This is a genomic window from Streptomyces sp. NPDC001508 (assembly GCF_040298665.1).
GTDB lineage: Bacteria > Actinomycetota > Actinomycetes > Streptomycetales > Streptomycetaceae > Streptomyces.
Window position 1 is genome coordinate 37,334 of record NZ_JBEPAP010000001.1, and the last position, 21,256, is coordinate 58,589.

Below are 21,256 nucleotides of genomic sequence, written 5' to 3' on the forward strand. Positions count from 1 at the left end.
CCAGTGCGTGCGCGTCGGACCATGTCCGCCAGTGCGTGCCGGTCGCCCTTGTCGCCCTTGGCCCCGGTGGTGCCGTACCGTCTTGAACCGGCCTGTGGGCTGCTATCGCCACAGCACCCTGGCCATGCTCGCCCACACCTTCCTGACCGCCTTGGCAGCCAAGGACCGGGACACTGCAACGAGGGCAGCAGAAACAACACCACCAGCCTCCCGACACCTCGCGGGCACTCTCCTGCCTCACACGCCGGGAGTCAGTCGCCCGGCGGGAGCCGTCACTCCTCGTCGGCGACGATGGAACCGACACGTTCGGCCAGGCTCGGGTCGCGCCGTACCAGGCGCGTCGCGTAGCCGATGGCGGCGAGCATGGCGGCCAGCGCCGCGACAGGGAACCAGCTGTACGGCGCGGGCTGTCCGGGCTTGGCGAGGTAGTAGAGCGGAACCAGAATGACCAGGGCGCCGATCGCGGGCAGCACCAGGTGCCGTACGACGCGGAACTCCTGCGGTCGGTACCTGCGGTAGTAGAACGGCAGGGCGATGTTGGACGCGAGGTAGACCAGCAGGATCAGAATGGCCCCCAGGCTCGAGCACTCGGTGAAGAAGACCACGGGGTTCATCGAGCCGCCGTCGGCCCCGAGCAGATGGCTCAGGCCCCACCCGCCGATGATCAGCAGTGAGGTGGCGGTGAACGTGACAATCGCGTTGGTCGGCGTGCGACGGGTGGGGTGCAGATAGCCGAAGAAGGACGGGAGCAGCCCCTCGCGCCCGGCGTTGAACACCAGGCGAGCCTGGGAGTTGATGCCCGCGATCAGCACGCCGAGGGTGGAGGTCAGACCTCCGACGTAGGCGAGGAACGCCAGCGCGCCGAGTGTGTCGTGGGCGACGTCGATGAAGGGGATGCGGGCGTCGCCGAGCCTGTCCATGTCGTAGTCGAAGCCGGTTACCGTCGCGTAGGAGAAGAGAACGTAGCTAACGGTCATGATCGCGACGGAGAAGAACACGGCGCGGCCGACGTTGCGCCGCGGGTTCTCCGTCTCCTCTGCCAGCGCCGCCGAGTTCTCCCATCCGATGAACAGGAACACCGCCACCGGGAAGCCCGCTGCCAGGCCCTTGAGGCCGTGGCTGACGTGCCCGGGCAGGAACGGGTCGGCGGAAAGGTGGCCCCGGTGTTCGACGATCGCCGCGATCGAGACCAAGACCAGCACCAGCATCTCTACGCCGAAGAAGTAACCGGCCCACTTGGTTGAGACCACCACCCCGCGCACCATCAGCACCACCGACAGCCCGGTCAGCAGCAGCGTCCAGATGATCCACGGAATGTCGACGCCGGTGTAGTGGTGCAGGCTGATCTGCACGAAACCGCCCGAGATCGCGATGACGGAGGCCATCGCGATGATGTAGCCGAGCCCGGCCAGCAGCGCCGTGGTCACCGCGCTGACCGGTCCGAACGACTTGCCGACGAAGGTGATGAAGCTGCCCGCCGAGGGGTGCGCCCTGGAGAACTCGGCGAGCGTGTTGCCCAGCAGCGCAACCGCGATGCCTGCGGCGACGATCGTCAGCGGGGACGCGATGCCCGCGGTGGCGGCAAGGAAGGCGAAGCCGAAGAAGAAGCTCATGGCCGGGCCGACGTTGGCCATCGTGGCGGCGGCGATGTCGGCCATTCCGAGAACGCCGGCATGCAGGCGCTGGGGGGTGCCGCCGACGGGTCCCGGCCTCGACGACGGGCCGGAGGCTCCAGGATCAGGCATGGCGGCAGCTCCTTCTGTGGTGTGGCGGCGTAAGGGCGGCGCAGGGGTATCGGCACTCGGTCGGCGGCAAAGAGGCGTCAGTCAGGGCGGGCATGCCTGTGTTTCTTCACCGCCCTCACGGCCGGGTCCATCGCGCCGCGGCCGAGCGCGGCGAGCAGTTCGATGTGGCAGCGGTTCTGCGCCCGTAGCACCGCGGGTGCCGGAGCGGGCAGCAGCAGGCACAGTCGACCGAGCAGGTCTGCGGCGACCTCGCGGATTCCCGCACCGCCGAGCGCCTCCGCGAGGTCGAGGTGGAAGCGCGTCTCCAGTTCGAGTAGTCGTGCCGGGTCGACGGCCAGATCCATCTCGTCCACCAGCGCCTGCAGTCCCGCCAGTTGGCCACTTGGAAGCTCGCCGGCGCTGTGCGCTACGAGACCGCATTCGAGCAGCAGGTGGAAGGCGTCCAGTGAGTCCGCCTCCGCGGCGTCGTGCATCACTGCGACAACCGTGTCCCAGCCCGGCGCGACGAAGGTCCCGCCCGCCCGGCCTCGTCGGCGGTCGAGCAGGCCGTCCTGGCACATTCCCTCCAGCGCGCGGCGTACGGTGATCTCACTGATCCCCAGCTCCTCGGCGAGGACGCCGGCGTCCGACAGCCGGTCTCCCGGTGACACGGACCGCAGGCGCACCCGCAGGGCGATCCTCGAGCGGACGAGCTCCGATCCCGTCTGGCCCCTGCCGGGCAGGACACGAGCTTCTTGCACCCCGGCAGCCGAAGCCGGCCGCGACGGACCCGGCTGGTTGTAGGGGCCGAACTTGCCTGCTGCCTTCACCACGGCACCACATTAACGGCCTGCTGAGCAGGCCGCGGAGGCCGGGGCGACTGCGCACCTCGCGACCACGCCGTAATGGTATGCACAGCGGCTCCCACAGAGGTCGGGACAGGGGAGACGAAGCACGGTGGCCGGCGCGCGAAGCGGCACGGTTCCGAGGTGCCCGAAAACTTAGAGCATGGCGAGCACTCGAACAAGCCTCTGGTGTGGGCGGGTGCCCGGGGCACTTGGGCTCCACGAAGAAAACGACCGACGGACACCCTTGTCTTTTCTGATCGTGGTGAACTATTTTCCTGTCAGCCGCCCTGTACCTGCTGTTTCAGCCTCGGGCAAGGCGCGGCTCGCTATGCCCTTACGGCAACTCGCGACCCCTCCGACACATGTCCTCGACTGCCCTCGTCCGCACTCCCCCATGGAGTCTAGATGACCACACGTCTCCCTCGGCCTGCCGCAGACCCGGTGATGACCGACCAGAGCACCGACGCGGAATCCGGCTTGAAGGCAGGGCTGAAGAACCGCCACCTGTCGATGATCGCGATCGGCGGTGTCATCGGCGCCGGCCTGTTCGTCGGCTCCGGCTCCGGCATCGCCGCGGCGGGCCCTGGCATTCTCATCTCCTACGGACTCGTTGGGGTCCTCGTCGTCCTAGTCATGCGCATGCTGGGTGAAATGGCCGCGGCCAACCCCACGTCCGGCTCGTTCTCCGCCTACGCGGACCGCGCGCTCGGCCGCTGGGCCGGCTTCACCATCGGTTGGCTCTACTGGTTCTTCTGGGTCGTGGTACTGGCGGTCGAGGCGACCGCCGGGGCAACGATCCTTTCCGGCTGGATCCCGGCGGTCCCGCAATGGGGTTGGGCACTGATCGTCATGATCGTCCTGACCGCCAGCAACCTGGCCTCCGTCAGCTCCTACGGCGAGTTCGAGTTCTGGTTCGCCGGCATCAAGGTCGTCGCGATCGTCGCGTTCATCGCGCTGGGCGCCCTCGCGATCTTCGGCCTGCTGCCCGGCTCGGACCACCCGGTCACCGGCTTCTCCAACCTCACCGCGCACGGCGGGTTCCTGCCGCACGGTCCGGGGGCGATCCTCACCGGCGTCCTTATGGTGGTCTTCTCCTTCATGGGCAGCGAGATCGTCACCCTGGCGGCCGGCGAGTCTGAGGACCCGCAGGGCGCAGTCACCAAGGCCACCAAAAGCGTGATCTGGCGGATCGCCGTGTTCTACCTGGGCTCGATCCTGATCGTGGTGTCGCTGCTGCGCTGGGACGATCCGGCGATCCTGAAGGACGGCTCGTATGTCGCCGCACTGAGCTCGATCGGCATCCCCCACGCGGCCCAGATCATGAACGCCATCGTGCTGACCTCCGTGTTGTCCTGCCTCAACTCCGGCCTGTACACCGCGTCCCGCATGGCGTTCTCCCTCGGCCGCCGGAGCGACGCCCCGGCCGGCTTCGGGCTCACCACCGCACGCGGCGTGCCGCAGACGGCCATCCTGGCCTCGGTGGTCTTCGGCTTCGTCGCGGTCGCCTTCAACTACCTGTGGCCCGACACGCTCTTCCAGTTCCTGCTCAACTCATCAGGCGCCATCGCCCTGTTCGTGTGGCTGGTGATCTGCTTCTCGCAGCTGCGGATGCGCAGGATCGTGCAGCGGGAAGCGCCGGAGAATCTGATCGTCAAGATGTGGCTCTACCCCTACCTGACCTGGGTCACCATCGCCCTGATCACCTTCGTGCTGGGCTACATGCTGACCGACACGTCCGAGGGCGGAGGCCGCGACCAGGTGGTCCTGTCCACCCTGGTGGCCGTAATGGTGGTGGCTGTCGCGCTCGTCCGCGTGCGGCTGGGCCGCAGGCGCAACGCGGCCACCTCGTTGTAGGGGCAGGGCCCACGACGCACCTTTGACCGGCCATCACTGCGGGCTGCTCTTCCAGCTTCCCGATCAACGAAACCTTGGCGGTACTGAACCCACGCTTCGCCGCCGGTCAGGAACTCGCCCACAGCGAGATCCTCGGGATGCCCGACATATGTCCTGCCGAGGTGTTCGGTGTCGACGCGCACCCAGCGCCGCTGGTCGGCGTTCCGGTACTCGGTGATCCAGTGTTCGACGCGCCGCAGCTCTCCAGGGAAGTAGGTCCCGAAGCCGCACCGGGCCCGAGCGGGAATGCCCCGCACTCGGTGCCCCTCCGGACGGCGGGCCACCCGCCAGGACTGCACACCAACAAGCCTCCCTCCGAGTGTCACCGCCGCCCCAGCTGCCGAGCAGGCCACTATGACGCTCTCGCGCCCTGTCGCTGTCGGCTCGTTGGTGAAGGTCATCAACGGCACGGCGTCCTTCCGGAGTTGGAAAGTGGGCTCCGTGCCGGGCAGGCCCGGCAGCGAGCTGCGCAGCGGCGTATGCGTGGCCCTGTTTCTACCTGCGAGTCTGGGGCGCTCGCGAGGAAGAGCGTGTCGAACTCCATACTTCGCGACATGTGACGCAGACCAAATATCGACAGACCATCCGCGCAACATCGCTGCCGAGCAGGCCAGGGAGTGTGCCGCCACGGGTGAGGTGATCGGCATTCCGGTGTCGGCATCTTCCTCGGCCCGACGCCCCCGGATACCCCACGGTGCCGTGGCCGTGGTTCTGGGAGGCAACGTCTGTCGCGTCGCTGCGGTGGTGTGCCAGTAGCTCGAATGGCGCCCTTGCTCGGGCTGGCCCGCTGCTCCTCAGATGAGAAGTGAGGGAAGACGTGCCTGCCCAGCCGGGCATTCCGTGCCATCCCTGAGCGGACGCGGCATGCAGGCGGCAATGAACACCGTACGGTGCTCCCGGTGCGTCCCGGTCGGGTCAGGCCCGCAGGTAGGTGAGGACGGCCAGGACCCTGCGGTGGGTCTTGTCCGTCGGAGGCAGGTCCAGCTTGGTGAGGATGTTGCCGATGTGCTTGCCGATCGCCGCTTCGGACACCACGAGTTCTTTGGCGATCGCGCTGTTGGACTTGCCTTCGGCGATCAGGGCCAGCACCTCGCGTTCGCGCGGGGTGAGCTGCTCCAGCGGATCGCGGCGGCGGCGCAGCAACTGGCGCACCACCTCGGGGTCGACCACCGTCCCGCCGTCCGCCACCTTGTGCAGCGCTTCCACGAACTCCTCGACCTGGCCCACCCGGTCCTTGAGCAGATAGCCGACGCCCGATCCGTCGCCGGAGTCCAGGAGTTCGGCGGCATACGTCCGTTGCACGTACTGGCTGAGGACCAGGACCGGGAGTGTGGGGCGCTTCTCGCGCAGCCGCACTGCCGCGTGCAGGCCCTCGTCCTGGAAACCGGGCGGCATCCGTACGTCCGTCACCACGATGTCGGGGGCATGCTCCTCGACCGCGGCGATCAGTGCCTGCGCGTCCCCGACAGCCGACACCACCTCGTGGCCGCAGCGGCTGAGCAGGCCGATGAGCCCTTCCCGCAGCAGCACGCTGTCTTCGGCCAGCACTACGCGCAGCGATCGGCCGACTTGGTCAACTCGCAAGGAAACTCCACACGCAACAGAGTCGGTCCACCCGGCGGACTGGTCAGGGCAAGTCTGCCATCCAGGACCGACACCCGGTCCGCGAGACCGATGAGGCCGCTGCCCGCCGAGGGGTCCGCGCCGCCGCAGCCGTCGTCGCGCACCTCGAGGAACAGGCGTCCGCCGCCATGACCGCCGCTCACCTGCGCGCGGTGTGCCCCACTGTGTTTGGTGATGTTGGCGAGCGCTTCGCAGACCACGAAGTACGCCGCGGACTCGACCGCCTGGGTGGGGCGGCCCGGCAGTTCCAGGTCGACGTCGACGGGGACCACGCAGCGGTCGGCGGCGTCGGCGACCGCGGCTTGAAGGCCGTAGTCCGTGAGGACCTTGGGGTAGATGCCGTGGATCAGCTCGCGCAGCTCCGCGAGCGCCTTGCCCGCCTCCTCGTGGGCCTTGGTGAGCTGGTCGGCGAGCGGGCCGGACGGGGCATCGAGGCGGGCCAGCCCGAGGGCCATCGTCAGGGCCACCAGGCGCTGTTGGGCACCGTCGTGCAGATCACGCTCGATACGGCGCCGCTCTGCCTCGAAGGCATCCACCAACCGGGCACGGGAGCGGGCCAGTTCGACCACCTTGGCGCCCAGCTCGCCCTCGCCGGAGGCAATCAGCAGCCGGACCAGCCCGGCGCGGGCGCCCGCCGTGGCGCCGAGCACGTAAGCGCCCAGACCCATCAGGAGCAGCCCCAGTACGGCGACGCCGAACGCGGTCGGCCAGGTGGTGACCGTCCACTGCTTGAGCACCTTCGCCTCGCGGCCGTCGCCGACCGTGGCCATCAGCAGCGGGGTGGCGACCAGGGACAGCGGGATGAGCAGGGCGACCGTGACCACCAGGGCATCTACCGGCCACAGCACCCCGGCGAACAGCAACGCGTACCCGAGCTCCCGCCAGGTCGCCTGTTCACGCAGCCGGGTGGTCAGCCAAGCCCACAGCCCCGGCGCGGCCGGCACCTGGTGCCGGCCGGATACCGGGTTGCGGTCGATCAGGCGTAGCCTGCGCCGCTCCACCCAGGCCACCGGGATCCCGCTGAGAGCGACCACGACGAGCAGGGGCAAACCCACCAAGACGATGGCAAGCGCACCGCAGACCATTGCCACCGCGACGAGCCCCACCAGGGTGGCAGCACCGGTCACCACACCGGTGAGCAGATACGCGGCGGAGCGCAAGGGCCAGGCCGACAGCAGGAAGCCCGGCCGGGACATCGCGTGCCACACATGTCGAGGGTGCATGGGCATGACCGTAGGTGACCGAACCGGTCCGCTGCCATCGGTCCAGGGTCCGTATCGGGGGTAGGTCTGGCCCTACCCCGGGTCTCGTTCCCGCCGTACTGCGTCACGAGGGGGTTCTGCGGTTTCGTGGAGGTACCAACGAGCCAAGGGAGCAGGTACTGGTGGGGGGACACATGCCCAATGACGCGATCCGATTGCGCTCCGTGACCCGGCGGTACGGCTCGGGCGGCACATCCGTCACCGCCCTCGACGAGGTATCGCTCGCCTTTCCGAGGGGGACGTTCACCGCCGTGATGGGCCCCTCCGGGTCCGGCAAGTCGACCCTGCTGCAGTGCGCCGCGGGCCTGGACCGGCCCACGTCGGGCTCGGTCACCGTGGGCGACACGGAGCTGACCACGCTGAGCGAGACCAAGCTGACCCTGCTGCGCCGCGGGCGCATCAGCTTTGTGTTCCAGGCGTTCAACCTGCTGCCCTCGCTGACCGCCGAGCAGAACGTGGCCCTGCCGCTGCGGCTGGCCGGCCGCCGCCCGAAGAAGGCCGAGGTGCGCGAGGTGCTCCATCAGGTCGGACTCGGCGACCGTGCGCGGCACCGCCCCACGGAGATGTCCGGCGGCCAGCAGCAGCGGGTTGCCCTGGCCCGCGCCCTGATCACCCGCCCCGAAGTGCTGTTCGGCGACGAGCCGACCGGCGCGCTCGACTCGCAGACCGGCCGCGAGGTACTGACCCTGCTGCGTGGCATGGTCGACCGGGACGGCCAGACGATCATCATGGTCACCCACGACCCCGTCGCCGCCTCCTACGCCGACCGCGTCGTCTTCCTCGTCGACGGCCGTGTCAACGGTGAGCTGATCGGCGCCTTTGCCGAGGACATCGCGGCGCGCATGAGCAAGCTCGAGGCGGCGCCGTGCTGAGCACCGCGCTGCGCACCCTGCGCACCCGCTGGGTCACCTTCGTCGGCAGTTTCGTCGCCCTCTCCCTGGGCGTGGCGCTGATCGCCGTGATGGGGCTGGCCCTGGCGTCCTCGCGGGACGCACCCGACCGGGGGCCGGAGCGGTTCACCGCCGCGCCGGTCGTCGTCAAGGGCCAGGACACCCTTGAGGTGCCCACCTCGATCGGCGACCGCACCCAGAAGCTCGCGCAGCCGCGTGCCGTGCCCGACGACGCGGTCGTGAGGTTGCGGCGCCTCGGGGCCGTCGTCCAGGACCGTTCGTTCGCCGTGAGGGCCGAGGGCGGGCCCGCCGATCTGGTGGGCCACCCCTGGTCCACGGCGGCCTTCGCGCCGTACGAACTCGACACCGGACGCGCGCCCGAGGCCGCGGACGAGGTCGTCGTCAGCGGTGACTGGGCCCGTCCGGGCACCCGGGTGCGGACCGACGGCGGCACGGTGCGCGTCGTCGGCACCGTGGCCGGACTCGGCTTCGAGAACGCCGTGTTCTACACCGACACCCGCGCCGCCGAACTGTCGCCGCGCAGCCTGCAGTTCGTGGTCGACGCCGATGCGGCGGCCGTGCGCGAGGCGGTGCGCGGCAGCGAGGGCGTCCAGGTCCTCACCGGGGACGCGCGCCGGTACGCCGACGCCGACCCCGACCGGGACAGCGAGGCCCTCACCGCGATGAACGCCATGTTCGGCACGGCCGGCGGCGTCACCGGGTTCGTGTCGGTGTTCGTGGTGGCCTCCACCTTCGCGTTCGCGGTGGCCCAGCGGCGCCGCGAGTTCGGGCTGCTGCGCACCGCCGGGGCGACCCCGGGCCAGATCCGCCGCATGGTCGTCTCCGAGGCGCTCGCGGTCGGTGTGCTCGCCTCGGGCGCCGGCTGTGTGCTCGGTTCCTACGGGGCTCCGAAGCTCGCCGAGTGGGCGGTCGCCGAGAGCCTTGCGCCCCGCTGGTTCACCATCGGCGACTACACCTGGCCCTACCACATGGCGTTCTGGACGGGCCTGTTCGTGGCCCTGTGCGGCGTGCTGGCCGCGTCCTGGCGAGCGGGTCGCACCGGTCCCACCGAGGCACTGCGCGAGGCGTCCGTCGACACCCGGGCGATGACATGGGGTCGCTGGCTGTTCGGCGCGGCTTTGCTGATCACCACCGCCGTGACACTGACCCTGGCCCTGGTGACGAACCCGGGCGACCTGCTGCAGCGCAAGACCTATGTGAGCCGGCCCATGCTGCTGATCACCGCGGTCGCGCTGCTCGCGCCGCTGCTGGTGCGGCCACTGGTCCGGCTGATCGCCTGGCTGCCGGCCCAACTGCCCGGCGCCGGCTGGATGCTGGTGCGGGAGAACGCCGCCACCGGGGTCCGCCGTACCGCCGCCGTCGCGGCGCCCGTGCTGGTCACGGTCGCGCTGGCGGGCTCGCTGCTGGGCGCCACCGCCACCCTCGACGAGGCGAAGGCAACCGAGGTGCGCGAGCAGACGGCCGCCGACTTCGTGGTCACTCCGGCGGGCGACGCCGGCTTCGACAAGGCGACGCTGCGGCGGCTTCGGGCCGTGTCCGGTGCAGAGGTCTCGGCCGGCTCGTCGAGCGCCGTGTACGTCCTGGAGGACGGCGTGGCGCTCATCAGGTCCGATGCCAGGACCGTCGAACCGGAACCGCTCGCGGCAACGGCGCGTCTCCCGCTCGCCGCGGGGAAGGTGAGCGACCTGGACGACGACTCGATCATCGTCAACGAGGAGTGGGAGAAACACACCGTGGGCGAGCGGGTGGACGTGTGGCTCGGTGACGGCACGAGGAAGTCCTTGAAGATCGCCGCGGTCATGACCCGCGGCACCGGCAACAACGGCGTCTACGTCACCCCGCGCAACTCCCCCGCGGCGCCCGTCGACCGGGTCGACGTACGCCTCGCGGACGGTGCCGACGCGGGCACCGTGGCCGCGGGTCTGCGTCAGGCGGTGCGGGCGTCGGGCGGGCAGGTCCTCACCAGGGACGCCTGGATGCGGGCGACGTACCCCGAGACCAACCGGACGACCCGGACGGGCTTCTTCCTGGTCCTCGGGATCGCTCTCCTCTACACCGGTATCTCACTGGCCAACACGATGGTCATGGCGACCTCCGACCGGGCCCGCGAGCTGGCTGTGCTGCGGCTGGCCGGCGCCACCAGGTGGCAGGTACTGCGGCTGGTGTGCGCCGAGGCGCTGATGGTGGTCATGGTCGGCGGACTGCTGGGAGCACTGGTCGCCGGGCTCAACATGGTGGGCATGTGGAGCGCGCTGGGCCTGCTCTCGGTGCGGACGTCCCTCGAGATCCCGTGGGCGACGCTCGCGGCGGTCACGGGCGCCTGCGCGGTGCTCGCCGTGATCTCGACGGTCACTGCGGCCGGCCTCGCCCTGCGCCGCAGGGCGGTGGAGCTGTCGGGCACACGGGAGTGACCTTCTCACCCGGCGCCGGCCTGCCCGGATGCCGCCGTGCCCCGGCAACCGGGGCCTTCACCACGGCGTCGGTCGACACGGTGGCCGCCGCGCACCCCGAGATCGACCGGGAGCAACGGCGCAGCTTCGGGAAAGGCCGGCGCTCTCCGCCCGTCGCTCTGCAGCCCTCCCCGGTCTGACCGGCACGGCGCTGTCAACGACGATGCTCCCCAGGGCTGTTGCGTGAAGGAGCGTCGCCGTCTCCGACGACCCTGTCCTGACCTTTGAGGACAGGCGACGTGCCCCAGGAGACGGCTGCTCGATGCGTCCGAACAACACTCGTAAGCAGTCGGCCAGGAGCACCCCGAGCCCAGCCCCGGCCAGGTCCGCGGCCGCGTGCGCGTGCGCGTCGAGGCCAGCGCAGCCTCACAGCCGGGATCGCAGCACGTCGACTTCACAGCCCGGCGCGGTCGGGTCGAAGCCGTGCTCGACCAGCCAGCGAACCGCCAGCAGGCTTCGCAACGACCACCACGCGCGGATCACGTCGAGGTCGACGTCCGTGCCGTAGCCGGCGAGGACGTCGCCGAGGTGCTCCTCGTGTCCGAGCGTCAAGGTGGCGAGGTCGAACAGGGCGTCACCCCGGCCCGCCTCGGACCAGTCGATGATGCCCGTGATCTCGTCGCCGTCGACGAACACGTGACTGATCTGAAGGTCGCCGTGCGTGAACACCGCAGTCCACGGCCGCAGCGCGGCCTCGGCGACCTGGCGGTTACGGGTGACCAGGCCGGCAGGCAGGACGCCGTTCGTCACGAGCCACTCGCACTCGCTGTCGAGATCCGCCGCCAACTCCTCAAGGCGACGGCCGGGCCAGGGCGGCAACGGCGCGTCGTGCAACTTCCGGATGGCGGCACCCACCGCGGCCCACACCGCCGGCGACGCGGTCGACGGCTCGCCCAGGCGGCCGAGCGCCGTCCCCGGAACCGCGGCGATCGCGAGCACGGGCGGCTTGCGCCACAGGACCTCCGGGGTGGGGACCGGCGCCAGGGCCATCGCCCCGACCTCGACGTCGACGCGCGCCTGATCGGCGTCCACCTTCAGGAACACGTCGCCGACGCGCAGGGTCGCGCGCTCGGAATGGGCAACGACGATCTTGACCTCATCCATGGCGACCAGTATTCCGTGACGACCGCCGACGCCGACCTCGTACCAGGGATTGCCGCGGTTCAGCCGGGGCAGGGTGTTCACCCACACCGCGACGGTGATGCCGTGCACGGCGGTGAGCGCCCGGCGGCGGTTGCCGAGCAGGTGCTCCGCCTGGCCCACCAGGACGAGGTGCGGCCGCGGGAAGGTCTTGGAACGGGTACGGCCGTGGCGCTGCCAGAACGGGACCGTACGGCCGTTGGTGCCGTGGGCTCCTTCCCCGACGCGGTGCCCGGCATTGCGCTCGTAGTCCCGGACCGCATATGCGAGACGGCCCGGGACATGGCGCCGTTGCCGGTCACCAAGAGGCGGACCTCGCTGGACGGGCACCACGCCGGAAATCGTTCGCGGCACTGCTTTGCGGGCCGCCCGACGGGCACTCAGCCCGCTTCGACCAGGGCGGGGCGCGGGTCCGGCCCGGGCTGCCGGGCGGTGCCGGTGTACGTCGTGATCAGACTCCTCACACAGACGACGGCAGGATGCCGGACAAATCCCGCCGTCATCTGCCAGAGCTGTGCGGGACACCGATGGTGTGACACTCCGCCGGACGTCGCCGCCCAGGCGTGATCATCAGGCGGGCGTGGGCCGCGGCCCGTCGGCGCGATGGCCGGCAGGTACGGCGTGGAGCACAGGCTTGACGTTGCCCTGGGGCGCGAGTCCGCGGGCACGGACACCGGGGCCCGCTTGGCTCAGGTGTTCGTGGTCCAGCGGTTGGCGGGGACGGGCAGGCCGAGGTTGCCGCGCAGGGTGTCCGCCGTGTACTCGGTGCGGAACAGGCCTCGCTTCTGCAGGATCGGGACGACGCCGTCCACGAACAGGTTGAGTTCGTCCTCGACGCGGAAGGCGAGGATGATCCCGTCGAAGGCCTTGGCATGGAACCACCGCTCGATGGCGTCGGCAACCGTCTGCGGCGCGCCGACGAACGGCGAACGGCGCAGCTCCGAGACGGTTTCCACAACTTGACGCAGGGTGAGGTTCTGGGCCTTGGCGCGGGCGATGAGCTTGACGGCGCCGGTGCGGCCGCCCTTCTCTGCGAGGTGGGCGACGTCCGGGAACGGGGCGTCCAGGTCGTGCGTGCTGAAGTCGTAGGCGCCGAAGGAGCGGCCCAGGAGGGCGAGGCTGCGGTCGAAGTCGTGGTCCTCCTCGAAGATCTCTCGCTCGCGGCGCAGGGCGGCTTCGTCGGTGGCGGCGACGATGGGATCGCCATGGATGAAGATCTTGATGTGCTCGGGATCGCGGCCGTAGGACGCGGCGCGCTTCTTGACGTCCGCGTAGTACTCCTGGGCCTGCTCCAGTGAGGTGTCGCCCGGCGCGTAGACGCCCTCGGCGACCCGGGCGGCCAGGTCGCGGCCCTCCTCGGACACTCCGGCCTGGAAGATGACCGGCTGACCCTGCGGGGAGCGCGAGATGTTGAGCGGGCCCGCCACCTTGAAGTGCTCGCCCTCGTGGTTGAGCTGGTGCAGCTTGGACGGGTCGAGGAAGATGCCGCGCTCGACGTCGGCCGGGAAGGCGTCGTCCTCGTAGGAGTCCCACAGGCCGCGGGCGACCTCGACGCACTCAAGGGCCCGGCTGTAACGGGCGGTGTAGTCGAGGTGCTCGTCAAGCCCGAAGTTGCGGGAGGTCCCGCTGTCGACGCCCGTGACGACGTTCCAGCCGGCGCGGCCCCCGCTGATGTGGTCCAGGGAGGCGAACCGGCGCGCGAGGTTGAACGGCGAGTTGTACGTCGAACTCGCCGTGGCGACCAGGCCGAGGTGCCGGGTGTGGGTGGCGACGGCCGACAGCATGGTCAGCGGTTCCAGCCGGTTGAGGTAGTGCGACGGGAAGCCGGCGCTGACGAACTGGCTGTCGGCCGTGAACAGGGCGTCGAACAGGCCGTGTTCGGCTGCCTGTGCCTGCCGGATGTAGTAGCGGATGTCGGTACTGATGTTCTTCTCGATGCGCGGGTCCTTCCACAGACCGTGCTGGGCGGGGCCGCCGACACCGTATGGGTGGAGGGCGAGGTGGAGCGTGCGGGACATGGAGGTCCTCTCTGCGATTCGTCAGGCGTGCGGCAGGGCGAGGACGCGCAGGGCCTCGCACCCGGCCCGGTCGGCGGGTGCCGCCCACGGGGTGGGGCGGCGGCCCCGGGCGGGCGCGGCCGCAAGCGTGCGCGGGGTGGTCGACGGCTTCGCGGGCCGCGCCGGTCGGCCAGCTCACCCTGGCACGGCGCGGCGACACGGTCGTCGGTCCCGGCTGCGCAGCCGAGGTCGTGGAAGACCCCGGCGAGGGCCGGGCCCGCCTGCTCGCGCAGGTCGGCGAGCAGATCGAGAATATCTCGGCCTGAACGGTGACGTCGAGGGAGGTCCTGGACTCGACGGCGACCGCACGACGCGACGCGGACGCGCGCGGAGCATGCCGCCCCGGCAACTCGGCGGATACCGGCCGCGGACCGGCTGTACTGACCGTGGACCGGTTGCGGCGCGGGTGTGAGTTGGGCAGGTATGAACCGGTTCGGCGTGAATATCTACTGGACCTATTCGGCTGGGTGTCGGCCGTGGACCGGCTCCGGCTCGGCCGCCGGCGTCGGCACAGATTCGCTCGGGACGCGAGGTTCTGGCCGTAGATCGGTTCCGGTGCGGGCGTGGCTGCGGACCGGTTCTGCCGCGCGAATCGGCGTAGATCCGGGCCCGCTTGGGCCCGTGGCCGGCCCTCGGCGGGTCTGGGCATGCCGGTGTGCCACGTGGCGCGGCGGCCTCTTCTTCGCTTACCGCGGCGGCCTGTTCTCCGCCTATTTCGACGCGTGTCGTTACACTCCGCATTCGAATGGGTACCGAGAGGCGTCATGTTGCGCCAATGTTAAGAACGTAACGGGCAACTTGGGATACGTTGACGCGGTGAAATGCGGGGGGTTAGGTTCATGGTCATGATGAAGGATGTTCCGCTGGTGCGACGCCGGCACGTGGACTTCAAGAGGCTCGACAGCGCGCTCTGTCGCTAGCGTCGGGCTTTCGCCTGCCCATGGGCCGGGGGATCCTCACCCGTTCGCCGGCCGGGGGCACGCGACCCGTGTGTGATTGCTTCCTGTCCGGGCGGCCCCCCTGGTGGCCCACCGGGCTGTTGGGCTGTCTGCTCGGCGTCGCGTCGACGGCAGGGTGTTCCCCTGCGGCGGCGTGGGCTCCCCCGTAGGCCGGCCGTGGGCGCAAGTCGGCTATGGGTACGGATGTCGCGCCACCTTTCCCGTGTTATCACCGCCACACCTCGCGTTTCCCAAGAGTGACCGACGGCCCGCTGTCGCGCATTCCAGATGGTGAGACCGCTTGTGTTGCTGGCCTGATCGGCATCTACGATCCGGCCCGGACTTAACGTCCGCTATCTCTGGGAGGCTTGATGTCGAATCGGCTGTCAAGAAGTGTTTTCCGGGCGACGGCAACGGTTGTCGTCACGGGTGTGATCGCATCCGTGGCCGGCTGCGCAAATGACTCCAAGGACTCCTCGTCCGACTCCACGCTGCCGTCGTATTCCGGGTTGGTGAATCCGGACCATAAGGTTACGGTGACCTGGCTGGACGCGGCCAATACCAATGTGCAGATAGGCTCGACCATCAAGAAGTTCGAGGCCGAGTACCCCAACATCAAGATCAAGTACGAGTCGGTTCCGTTCGCCGACTTCGAGACTGTGCTGCCTTCTCGTCTGAAGTCCGGCAACATTGATGTGATCACCGTCGATCAGCACTTGACAGCCCGTTACGTGGCGGCCGGCTACCTGCGCGACATCACCCCGGTATTCAAGAGTGAATTCGGTGCGCTGGATGATGCTTCGCTCGCCGCTTCGACGGTCGACGGAAAGCTCTACAACGCGCCGGAACAGTCGGACAGTTCATTCCTCTTCTACAACAAGAAACTCCTCAAAAAGGCGGGCGCCTCGCTGCCGTCGTCCGACCCTTCGAAGCCCGCGACCTGGGAGCAGATCACCGCGGACGCGAAGAAGGCGCAGAAGTCCGGCGCGGAGTACGGCATCACCTGGGAGCGCATCGCCAGCTGGTACTACCAATGGTTCCTTTCCCAGGGACTCGGTGGCGGGTACGGAGCCGAGGGCTCGCACAACCTGACCCCGAAACTGGACAGCGCAGCGGCGACAAAGGCGTTCAGCTGGTACGCCGACCTCTACAAGGACAAGGTCAGCCCCCAGGGGGATGCCAACAGCGTCTACACGAGCCTGTTCGCCTCGGGGAAGTCCGCGTTCCACATCGGCGGCGACTGGGACATCGCCGAGCTGAACAAGAACAAGAACCTGGACTACGGGATCGCACCGATGCCCCGGTTCGCCGCGGGCAAGGCCGTCTCGAACGCCGGCGGCGTGGCCCTGGGCCTCTACAAGGGGTCGAAGAACGAGGACGCGGCCCTGACGTTCATCAAGGCGATGGTGTTCAAGGGGTCCGGAGCGGCTGCCTACAATGCCGACACCAGCTCGCCGCCGGCCAACAACGAGGGTAAGAAGCTGTACTGGCAGCAGGAGGCGTTCCAGGACCCGCGCGCGGCCGACGCGCAGAAGATCGTGAACTACCAGCTGTCTCACGGCATCGCCAAGAAGCGGGTGTCCACCGTCGGCTGGAACGAGTTGAATTCGGCGCTGACCTCGGCGCTGCTGTCCATCAGCAACGGTGAGGACGTCGCCAAGGCCCTCAAGTCGGCGCAGTCGACGGCGGACGCGGCCCTGGAGAAGTACAGGTGAGCAGTCGCACCCGCCAGGTCCGGCTCGGGGCCCGCACCGGTGTGCTGCTGGCTTTCACCGGTCCGGCCCTGGCCGTGCTGGTCCTCACCAGGCTCGCTCCCGAGGGTCTCTCGCTGTTCGCGTCGTTCGAGAAGGTCGACCCGTTCGACGGCGACTCGTGGTCCTTCGTGGGGTGGGCCAACTTCCGGCAGCTGTTCGCCAGCTCCGCGTTCTGGCACGTGCTCGGTGTGACGGTGTGGTTCGTCGTCCTGGCGAGTCCCGTCATCGTGGTGGGCTCGCTCTACCTGGCCTGGCTCTACACCCGCACGATGCCCATGCGGGGGCTGTGGCGCACCGTGGCGTTCCTGCCCAGCGCCATCCCCAGCCTGGGGCTGACGGTCATGTGGGGGGTGGCGCTGAAGCCCACCGGAGTGGTCAACAAGACCCTGGAGGCGATCGGTCTGCCCGCTCAGGGCTTCTACACCTCCGCGGCGCAGGCCCTGCCGACGATCGCGTTGATCACCGCCTGGGGCGGTGTCGGCTACTGGATGGTCTTCCTCATCGCCGGCCTCCTGGACATCCCACGTGAGGTTCTCGACGCCGCGCGGGTGGACGGAGCGACACCCTGGCGGGAGTTCCGCTCCGTGGTTCTGCCGCTGCTGCGCCGGCCGCTGCTCTTCGTCCTGGTCGCCAACACGGTCTGGGTGTTCCAGATCTACGCCCCGATCCAGGTGCTCACCAACGGCGGCCCCTCGGACGCGACATCGACCCTGATGTTCGACACCGTCCGCACCGCGACGGTCTACTCCAACCAACAGCAGGCGATGGCCCAGATGGTGGTGCTGCTGGTGCTGCTCGGCACCACGGTCGCCGTGCAGTTCGCCCTGCTCGGGGAGCGCGAATGACAGCGGACGCGCAGACACGGGTACGGCGGCTCGGCCTGACCGCGCTCGGCGCGCTCACCGGGGTCGTCTTCCTCGTCCCGATCTGGTGGCTGGTCGTCGCGGCGTTCCGGGACCCGACCGAGGCGCTCAGCAGCACATCGGTCCTCGACACCCTGATCCCCCGGTCCTTCTCGCTGGACGGTTTCCGGTCGGCGATCGAGGACGGCTACCTGCGCGCCGTCGGCATCTCACTCGCGGCGGCGGTCGGTACCGTCGTGGGCGGGCTGGTCGTGTCGTCCCTCGCCGCGTACGGGTTCGTCGCGGTGCGGACCCGGCTTTCCAAGGTGCTGTTCGCGGTGGTGGTCGGCAGCTTTCTGCTGCCGTTCGAGACGCTGGCGGTCCCGCTGGTGTCGGTCTTCTCCGACCTCGGGCTCTCCAACGGGCTGCCCGCGCTGATCCTGCCCGCGCTCGGCAACGGGCTGGCCGTGTTCAACCTGCGCCAGGCCTTCCTGGGTGTTCCGCTGGAGCTGGCCGAGGCGCAGTACATGGACGGCGCCGGACATCTGCGCCGGTTCTGGCACCTTTATCTCCCCCTGGGCCGCTCAGCGCTGATCGGTTCCGGAATGATCCTCTTCGTGTCACAGTGGGACTCCTACCTGTGGCCGCTCCTGATCATCTCCGACAACCACAACACCACGGCGAGCGTGGCGATCGCGTCGAACTTCGGACCTCTTTCGTCCAATACGCAGCAGGCGTTCGCCGAGGTCCTCGTCCTCATCGTCATTCCGGCGATCCTGCTGCTGTTCACCCAGCGCCGGCTCATCGCCTCGTCCTCCACCAGTGGTATCCGGTGACACACAGCAAGGAGCAGACCATTTCGGAACGCGACCGTCCCCTGATCTTCAATGCCTTCGAGATGACCGGCGTCGGCTACTACGCGCACGGTACCTGGACCCATCCCCGTAGCCGACGGGAAGGTTTCACCGACCTCGCGTTCTGGCTGGACCGCGCCCGGCTGTTCGAGGAAGGTCTGTTCGACGCGGTGTTCTTCGCGGACGTGCTCGGGGTGTACGACATCTATCGGCAGTCCCCCGACCCCGCGGTCCGGGGCGCCGTCGACTTCCCGCTGCTGGACCCGGTGACCGTCATCCCGGCCATGGCCGCCGTGACCCGGCACCTCGGGTTCGCCGTCACGGTATCGACCACCTACGAGCACCCGTTCGCCCACGCGCGTCGGTTCGCGAGTCTCGACCACCTCACCGGTGGCCGTATCGGCTGGAACGTCGTGACGTCCTACCTGCCGAACGCCGCCCGCAACTTCGGCCTCTCCGAAATGCCGGGGCACGCGGTGCGCTACGCCCGGGCGGAGGAGTTCCTGGAGGTCTCCTACAAGCTCTGGGAGGGGAGCTGGCTCGACGACGCGGTGCTCTACGACAAGGAGAACACCGTCTACGCCGACCCGGCGAAGGTCCGGCGCATCGACCACCACGGGCAGTTGTTCGACGTGCAGGGGCCCTCGCTGGTGCCGCCGTCGCCGCAGCGCACCCCGGTGATCTACCAGGCCGGGGCCTCCGAGCGGGGGCGTGCCTTCGCCGGCCGCCATGCCGAAGCCGTCTTCGTGAACGGCACCAACCCCGACGCCCTGGCCGCGGCGGTCATCGCGACCCGTGACGCCGCCGAGGCTGCGGGGCGCCGTCGCGACGACCTGCGTGTGGTCACCGACCTGTCGGTGGTCATCGGCCGGACCGAGGAGGAGGCGCAGCACAAGGCGGACCTGGTGCGGCGTTCCCAGTCGCGCGAAGGCGCCCTGGCCGGCTTCGGCGGGGCCAGCGGCATCGACCTCTCCACCGCCTCCGGGCAGGAACGGCTCAGCCCCGCGCCGGGCGAGCACTCCCAGTCGGAGGCCGCCCGGTTCACCCGGGAGAAGCAGGCCCCCGACCGGGTGGAGGATGTCGTTCGCCGCCTGACCGACCTCAGTCCGTACTCGGAGACGGTGGTCGGCACACCCGCCCAGGTCGCCGACGGCATCAGCCGGATCGCGGAGACGACCGGAGTGGACGGCTTCAACCTGCACGAGTTCGTCACTCCTGACGACTTCACCGAGTTCATCGAGTCCGTCGTCCCGATCCTGCAACGCCGGGGCCTGTACCGCACCGCGTACGAGCCGGGCAGCCACCGCCGCCGCCTGCTCGGCGCCGGCGACCGGGTGGCCGACACCCATCCCGCTGCGGCTTTCCGGGAGGTTCCGTCGCCGTGACGCGACACTGACTGACGCCGCGGGGGGGGCGGTGCCGGCTGTCGCCATGGCGGGAGGCGGTGCCGGCCGACGCCCCGGTTGTGAGTCGGTGGCGACCGATGCGTGGTGGTGGCGGGGGCCGACTGGCGTGTGTGGTCCTGCCGCCATGAGGCCGTGACGTCGATACCGACGCGGGGAGGCCGTGGTGGCGGCGGGGTGCTCGTTGACGCCGTGGCTGTGGCCCGGCGTTCACCGGCACGGTCGCTGCGGCGCGGTGCCTGTGACGCCGCGAGGCCGTGGTGCCGGTGTCGGTGCCGTCACCGCGGAGGCCGTGAGGCCGTGACATCAGGGCGACGCAGCATGGCCAACTCGCCTTTGATCAGCTGGACCAGCTGCTCGGTCCAGAGTGAACTCGCCGTTGTCGTGACCTACGCCCTCGTGGCCGGGGATGAACGACGGGGTGCTTGACGGGCCAGTCGCCCTGCGCGGCGTGGATGTCGGTGTGGCACAGCCCGGAGGCCTCGACGCGGACCTGGCCGGGGCCGGGCTCGGGGTCGGGGTGCTCCTCGATCACCACATGCTCGCCGAAGGCCCGTACGACCGCTGCCTTCATGATGTGTTCTCTCCTGTGGAGGGTCGCGTCAAGCCGGGCGCCGCTGCGACAGCATCAGCCGGCAGTGAGGTCCGGCCGGATCAGCGTGCCCGACCTGCCGTGGACGATCTCGTAGGCCGCATCCAGGGCACCGATCGCCGCCAGACCGCCGGTGCGCTCCACAAACCGTGCCGCGGCCTGCGTCTTCGGTCCCATCGAGCCGTCCGGGAACCCGCGGCCACGCAGGTCGGCGGGGGTGGCGTCGAGAACCGGCCGCTGGTCCGGAGTGCCGTAGCGGTCGTAGACGCAGGGGACGTCGGTGAGGATGAGAAGGAAGTCCGCCTTCAGGTCCTCGGCGAGCAGGGCCGCGGTGAAGTCCTTGTCCACGACCGCCTCCACGCCGCTGACGGCGCCTGTGTCGGAGTCGGCGGTGACGGGAACGCCCCCGCCGCCGGCGCACACGACCAGTTCGCCGCCCGTGAGCAGCTCATGGATGGTGTCCGTCTCCAGAATCCGTTCGGGCGACGGTGAGGCGACGACACGGCGCCAGCCGGTGGTGTCCTGGGCGACGTGCCAACCCAGCTTGCGCGCCAGTGCCTTGGCCATCGACGCGGAGTACACCTGGCCGACGAACTTCGTGGGCCGCTCGAAAGCCGGATCGTCGGCCCGGACGAGGGTGTGGGTGATGAGCGCGGCGATACGACGGCCCGGGAGGGCGTTGTGAAGGGTACGGGCAAGCAAGGAGCCGATCATGCCCTCGGTCTGGGCACCGAGCAGGTCCAGCGGGTAGGGGGCGCTGAGCGCGGGGTCGGCCGCGCTCTCCATGGCGAGCAGCCCGATCTGCGGGCCGTTGCCGTGCGTGATGACCAGCTCGTGTTCCTGTGCCAGGGCGGCGAGGGCGGTGGCGACCCGGTCGATGTTGGCCTGCTGGACAGCCGCGTCAGGGCGTTCGCCCCGGTGCAGCAGGGCGTTGCCGCCGAGGGCGGCGACGATGCGCATGGTAT

Annotated in this window: 15 protein-coding genes and 1 pseudogene; 8 read left to right on the forward strand and 8 right to left on the reverse strand. The window is 69.6% G+C overall.

Annotation, left to right across the window (positions count from 1 at the left end; all coding sequences use genetic code 11):
• Positions 1-272: 272 nt before the first annotated feature.
• A complete protein-coding gene (locus ABT245_RS00155; RefSeq protein ID WP_351727159.1) occupies positions 273-1,745 on the reverse strand; it encodes an APC family permease in 1,473 nt (490 codons plus the stop codon).
• 77 nt (positions 1,746-1,822) lie between these two features.
• Positions 1,823-2,557, reverse strand: a complete 735-nt coding sequence (locus ABT245_RS00160) for a FadR/GntR family transcriptional regulator (protein WP_502982045.1) — start codon at positions 2,555-2,557, stop codon at positions 1,823-1,825.
• Positions 2,558-2,977: 420 nt separating this feature from the next.
• Here ABT245_RS00160 and ABT245_RS00165 point away from each other — a divergent pair, with 420 nt between their 5' ends.
• Positions 2,978-4,426: an amino acid permease gene (locus ABT245_RS00165; protein ID WP_351727161.1), complete on the forward strand. Its 1,449-nt coding sequence runs from the start codon at positions 2,978-2,980 to the stop codon at positions 4,424-4,426.
• A gap of 954 nt (positions 4,427-5,380) precedes the next feature.
• Here the strand turns inward: ABT245_RS00165 and ABT245_RS00170 are convergent.
• Together ABT245_RS00170 and ABT245_RS00175 are read right to left on the reverse strand one after the other, a co-directional pair.
• Positions 5,381-6,013, reverse strand: coding sequence for a response regulator transcription factor (locus ABT245_RS00170; RefSeq protein WP_351727742.1), 633 nt, complete (start codon positions 6,011-6,013; stop codon positions 5,381-5,383).
• Positions 6,013-7,284, reverse strand: coding sequence for a sensor histidine kinase (locus ABT245_RS00175; RefSeq protein WP_351727744.1), 1,272 nt, complete (start codon positions 7,282-7,284; stop codon positions 6,013-6,015). The genes ABT245_RS00170 and ABT245_RS00175 overlap by 1 nt, the downstream gene beginning before the upstream one ends.
• A 200-nt stretch (positions 7,285-7,484) precedes the next feature.
• On the opposite strand from ABT245_RS00175, the gene ABT245_RS00180 reads away from it, so the two are divergent.
• Both ABT245_RS00180 and ABT245_RS00185 read left to right on the forward strand, forming a co-directional pair.
• A complete protein-coding gene (locus tag ABT245_RS00180; RefSeq protein WP_351727162.1) occupies positions 7,485-8,222 on the forward strand; it encodes an ABC transporter ATP-binding protein in 738 nt (245 codons plus the stop codon).
• Complete coding sequence (locus ABT245_RS00185; protein WP_351727164.1) at positions 8,216-10,672, forward strand: FtsX-like permease family protein; 2,457 nt, start codon at positions 8,216-8,218, stop codon at positions 10,670-10,672. The genes ABT245_RS00180 and ABT245_RS00185 overlap by 7 nt, the downstream gene beginning before the upstream one ends.
• Positions 10,673-11,077: 405 nt before the next feature.
• On the opposite strand, the gene ABT245_RS00190 is transcribed toward ABT245_RS00185, so the two are convergent.
• Positions 11,078-11,815 (reverse strand): phosphotransferase family protein, encoded by a 738-nt coding sequence (locus tag ABT245_RS00190; protein WP_351727745.1) that lies wholly within the window; start codon positions 11,813-11,815, stop codon positions 11,078-11,080.
• A 725-nt stretch (positions 11,816-12,540) separates the two neighbouring features.
• Positions 12,541-13,869, reverse strand: coding sequence for an LLM class flavin-dependent oxidoreductase (locus tag ABT245_RS00195; protein WP_351727165.1), 1,329 nt, complete (start codon positions 13,867-13,869; stop codon positions 12,541-12,543).
• Positions 13,870-13,946: 77 nt separating this feature from the next.
• Between ABT245_RS00195 and ABT245_RS00200 the strand changes: the two genes are divergently transcribed.
• From ABT245_RS00200 to ABT245_RS00220, 5 genes are all read left to right on the forward strand, one after another.
• Positions 13,947-14,174 carry a hypothetical protein gene (locus ABT245_RS00200; protein WP_351727167.1) on the forward strand — a complete coding sequence of 76 codons (228 nt, stop codon included), beginning with the start codon at positions 13,947-13,949 and terminating at the stop codon, positions 14,172-14,174.
• A 1,208-nt stretch (positions 14,175-15,382) separates the two neighbouring features.
• Positions 15,383-16,561: a sugar ABC transporter substrate-binding protein gene (locus ABT245_RS00205; protein WP_351727168.1), complete on the forward strand. Its 1,179-nt coding sequence runs from the start codon at positions 15,383-15,385 to the stop codon at positions 16,559-16,561.
• On the forward strand, positions 16,558-17,445 hold the full coding sequence (locus ABT245_RS00210; protein WP_351727170.1) for a carbohydrate ABC transporter permease: 888 nt from the start codon (positions 16,558-16,560) through the stop codon (positions 17,443-17,445). Before ABT245_RS00205 ends, ABT245_RS00210 begins: the two co-directional genes overlap by 4 nt.
• Positions 17,442-18,278, forward strand: a complete 837-nt coding sequence (locus ABT245_RS00215; RefSeq protein ID WP_351727171.1) for a carbohydrate ABC transporter permease — start codon at positions 17,442-17,444, stop codon at positions 18,276-18,278. Before ABT245_RS00210 ends, ABT245_RS00215 begins: the two co-directional genes overlap by 4 nt.
• A complete protein-coding gene (locus ABT245_RS00220) occupies positions 18,275-19,681 on the forward strand; it encodes an LLM class flavin-dependent oxidoreductase (protein WP_351727173.1) in 1,407 nt (468 codons plus the stop codon). The genes ABT245_RS00215 and ABT245_RS00220 overlap by 4 nt, the downstream gene beginning before the upstream one ends.
• A gap of 405 nt (positions 19,682-20,086) precedes the next feature.
• Here ABT245_RS00220 and ABT245_RS00225 read toward each other — a convergent pair.
• Positions 20,087-20,273 (reverse strand): annotated as a pseudogene (locus ABT245_RS00225) (alcohol dehydrogenase catalytic domain-containing protein); the annotation flags it as partial.
• A gap of 54 nt (positions 20,274-20,327) precedes the next feature.
• Positions 20,328-21,251 carry a carbamate kinase gene (locus ABT245_RS00230; protein ID WP_351727174.1) on the reverse strand — a complete coding sequence of 308 codons (924 nt, stop codon included), beginning with the start codon at positions 21,249-21,251 and terminating at the stop codon, positions 20,328-20,330.
• Positions 21,252-21,256: the final 5 nt, after the last annotated feature.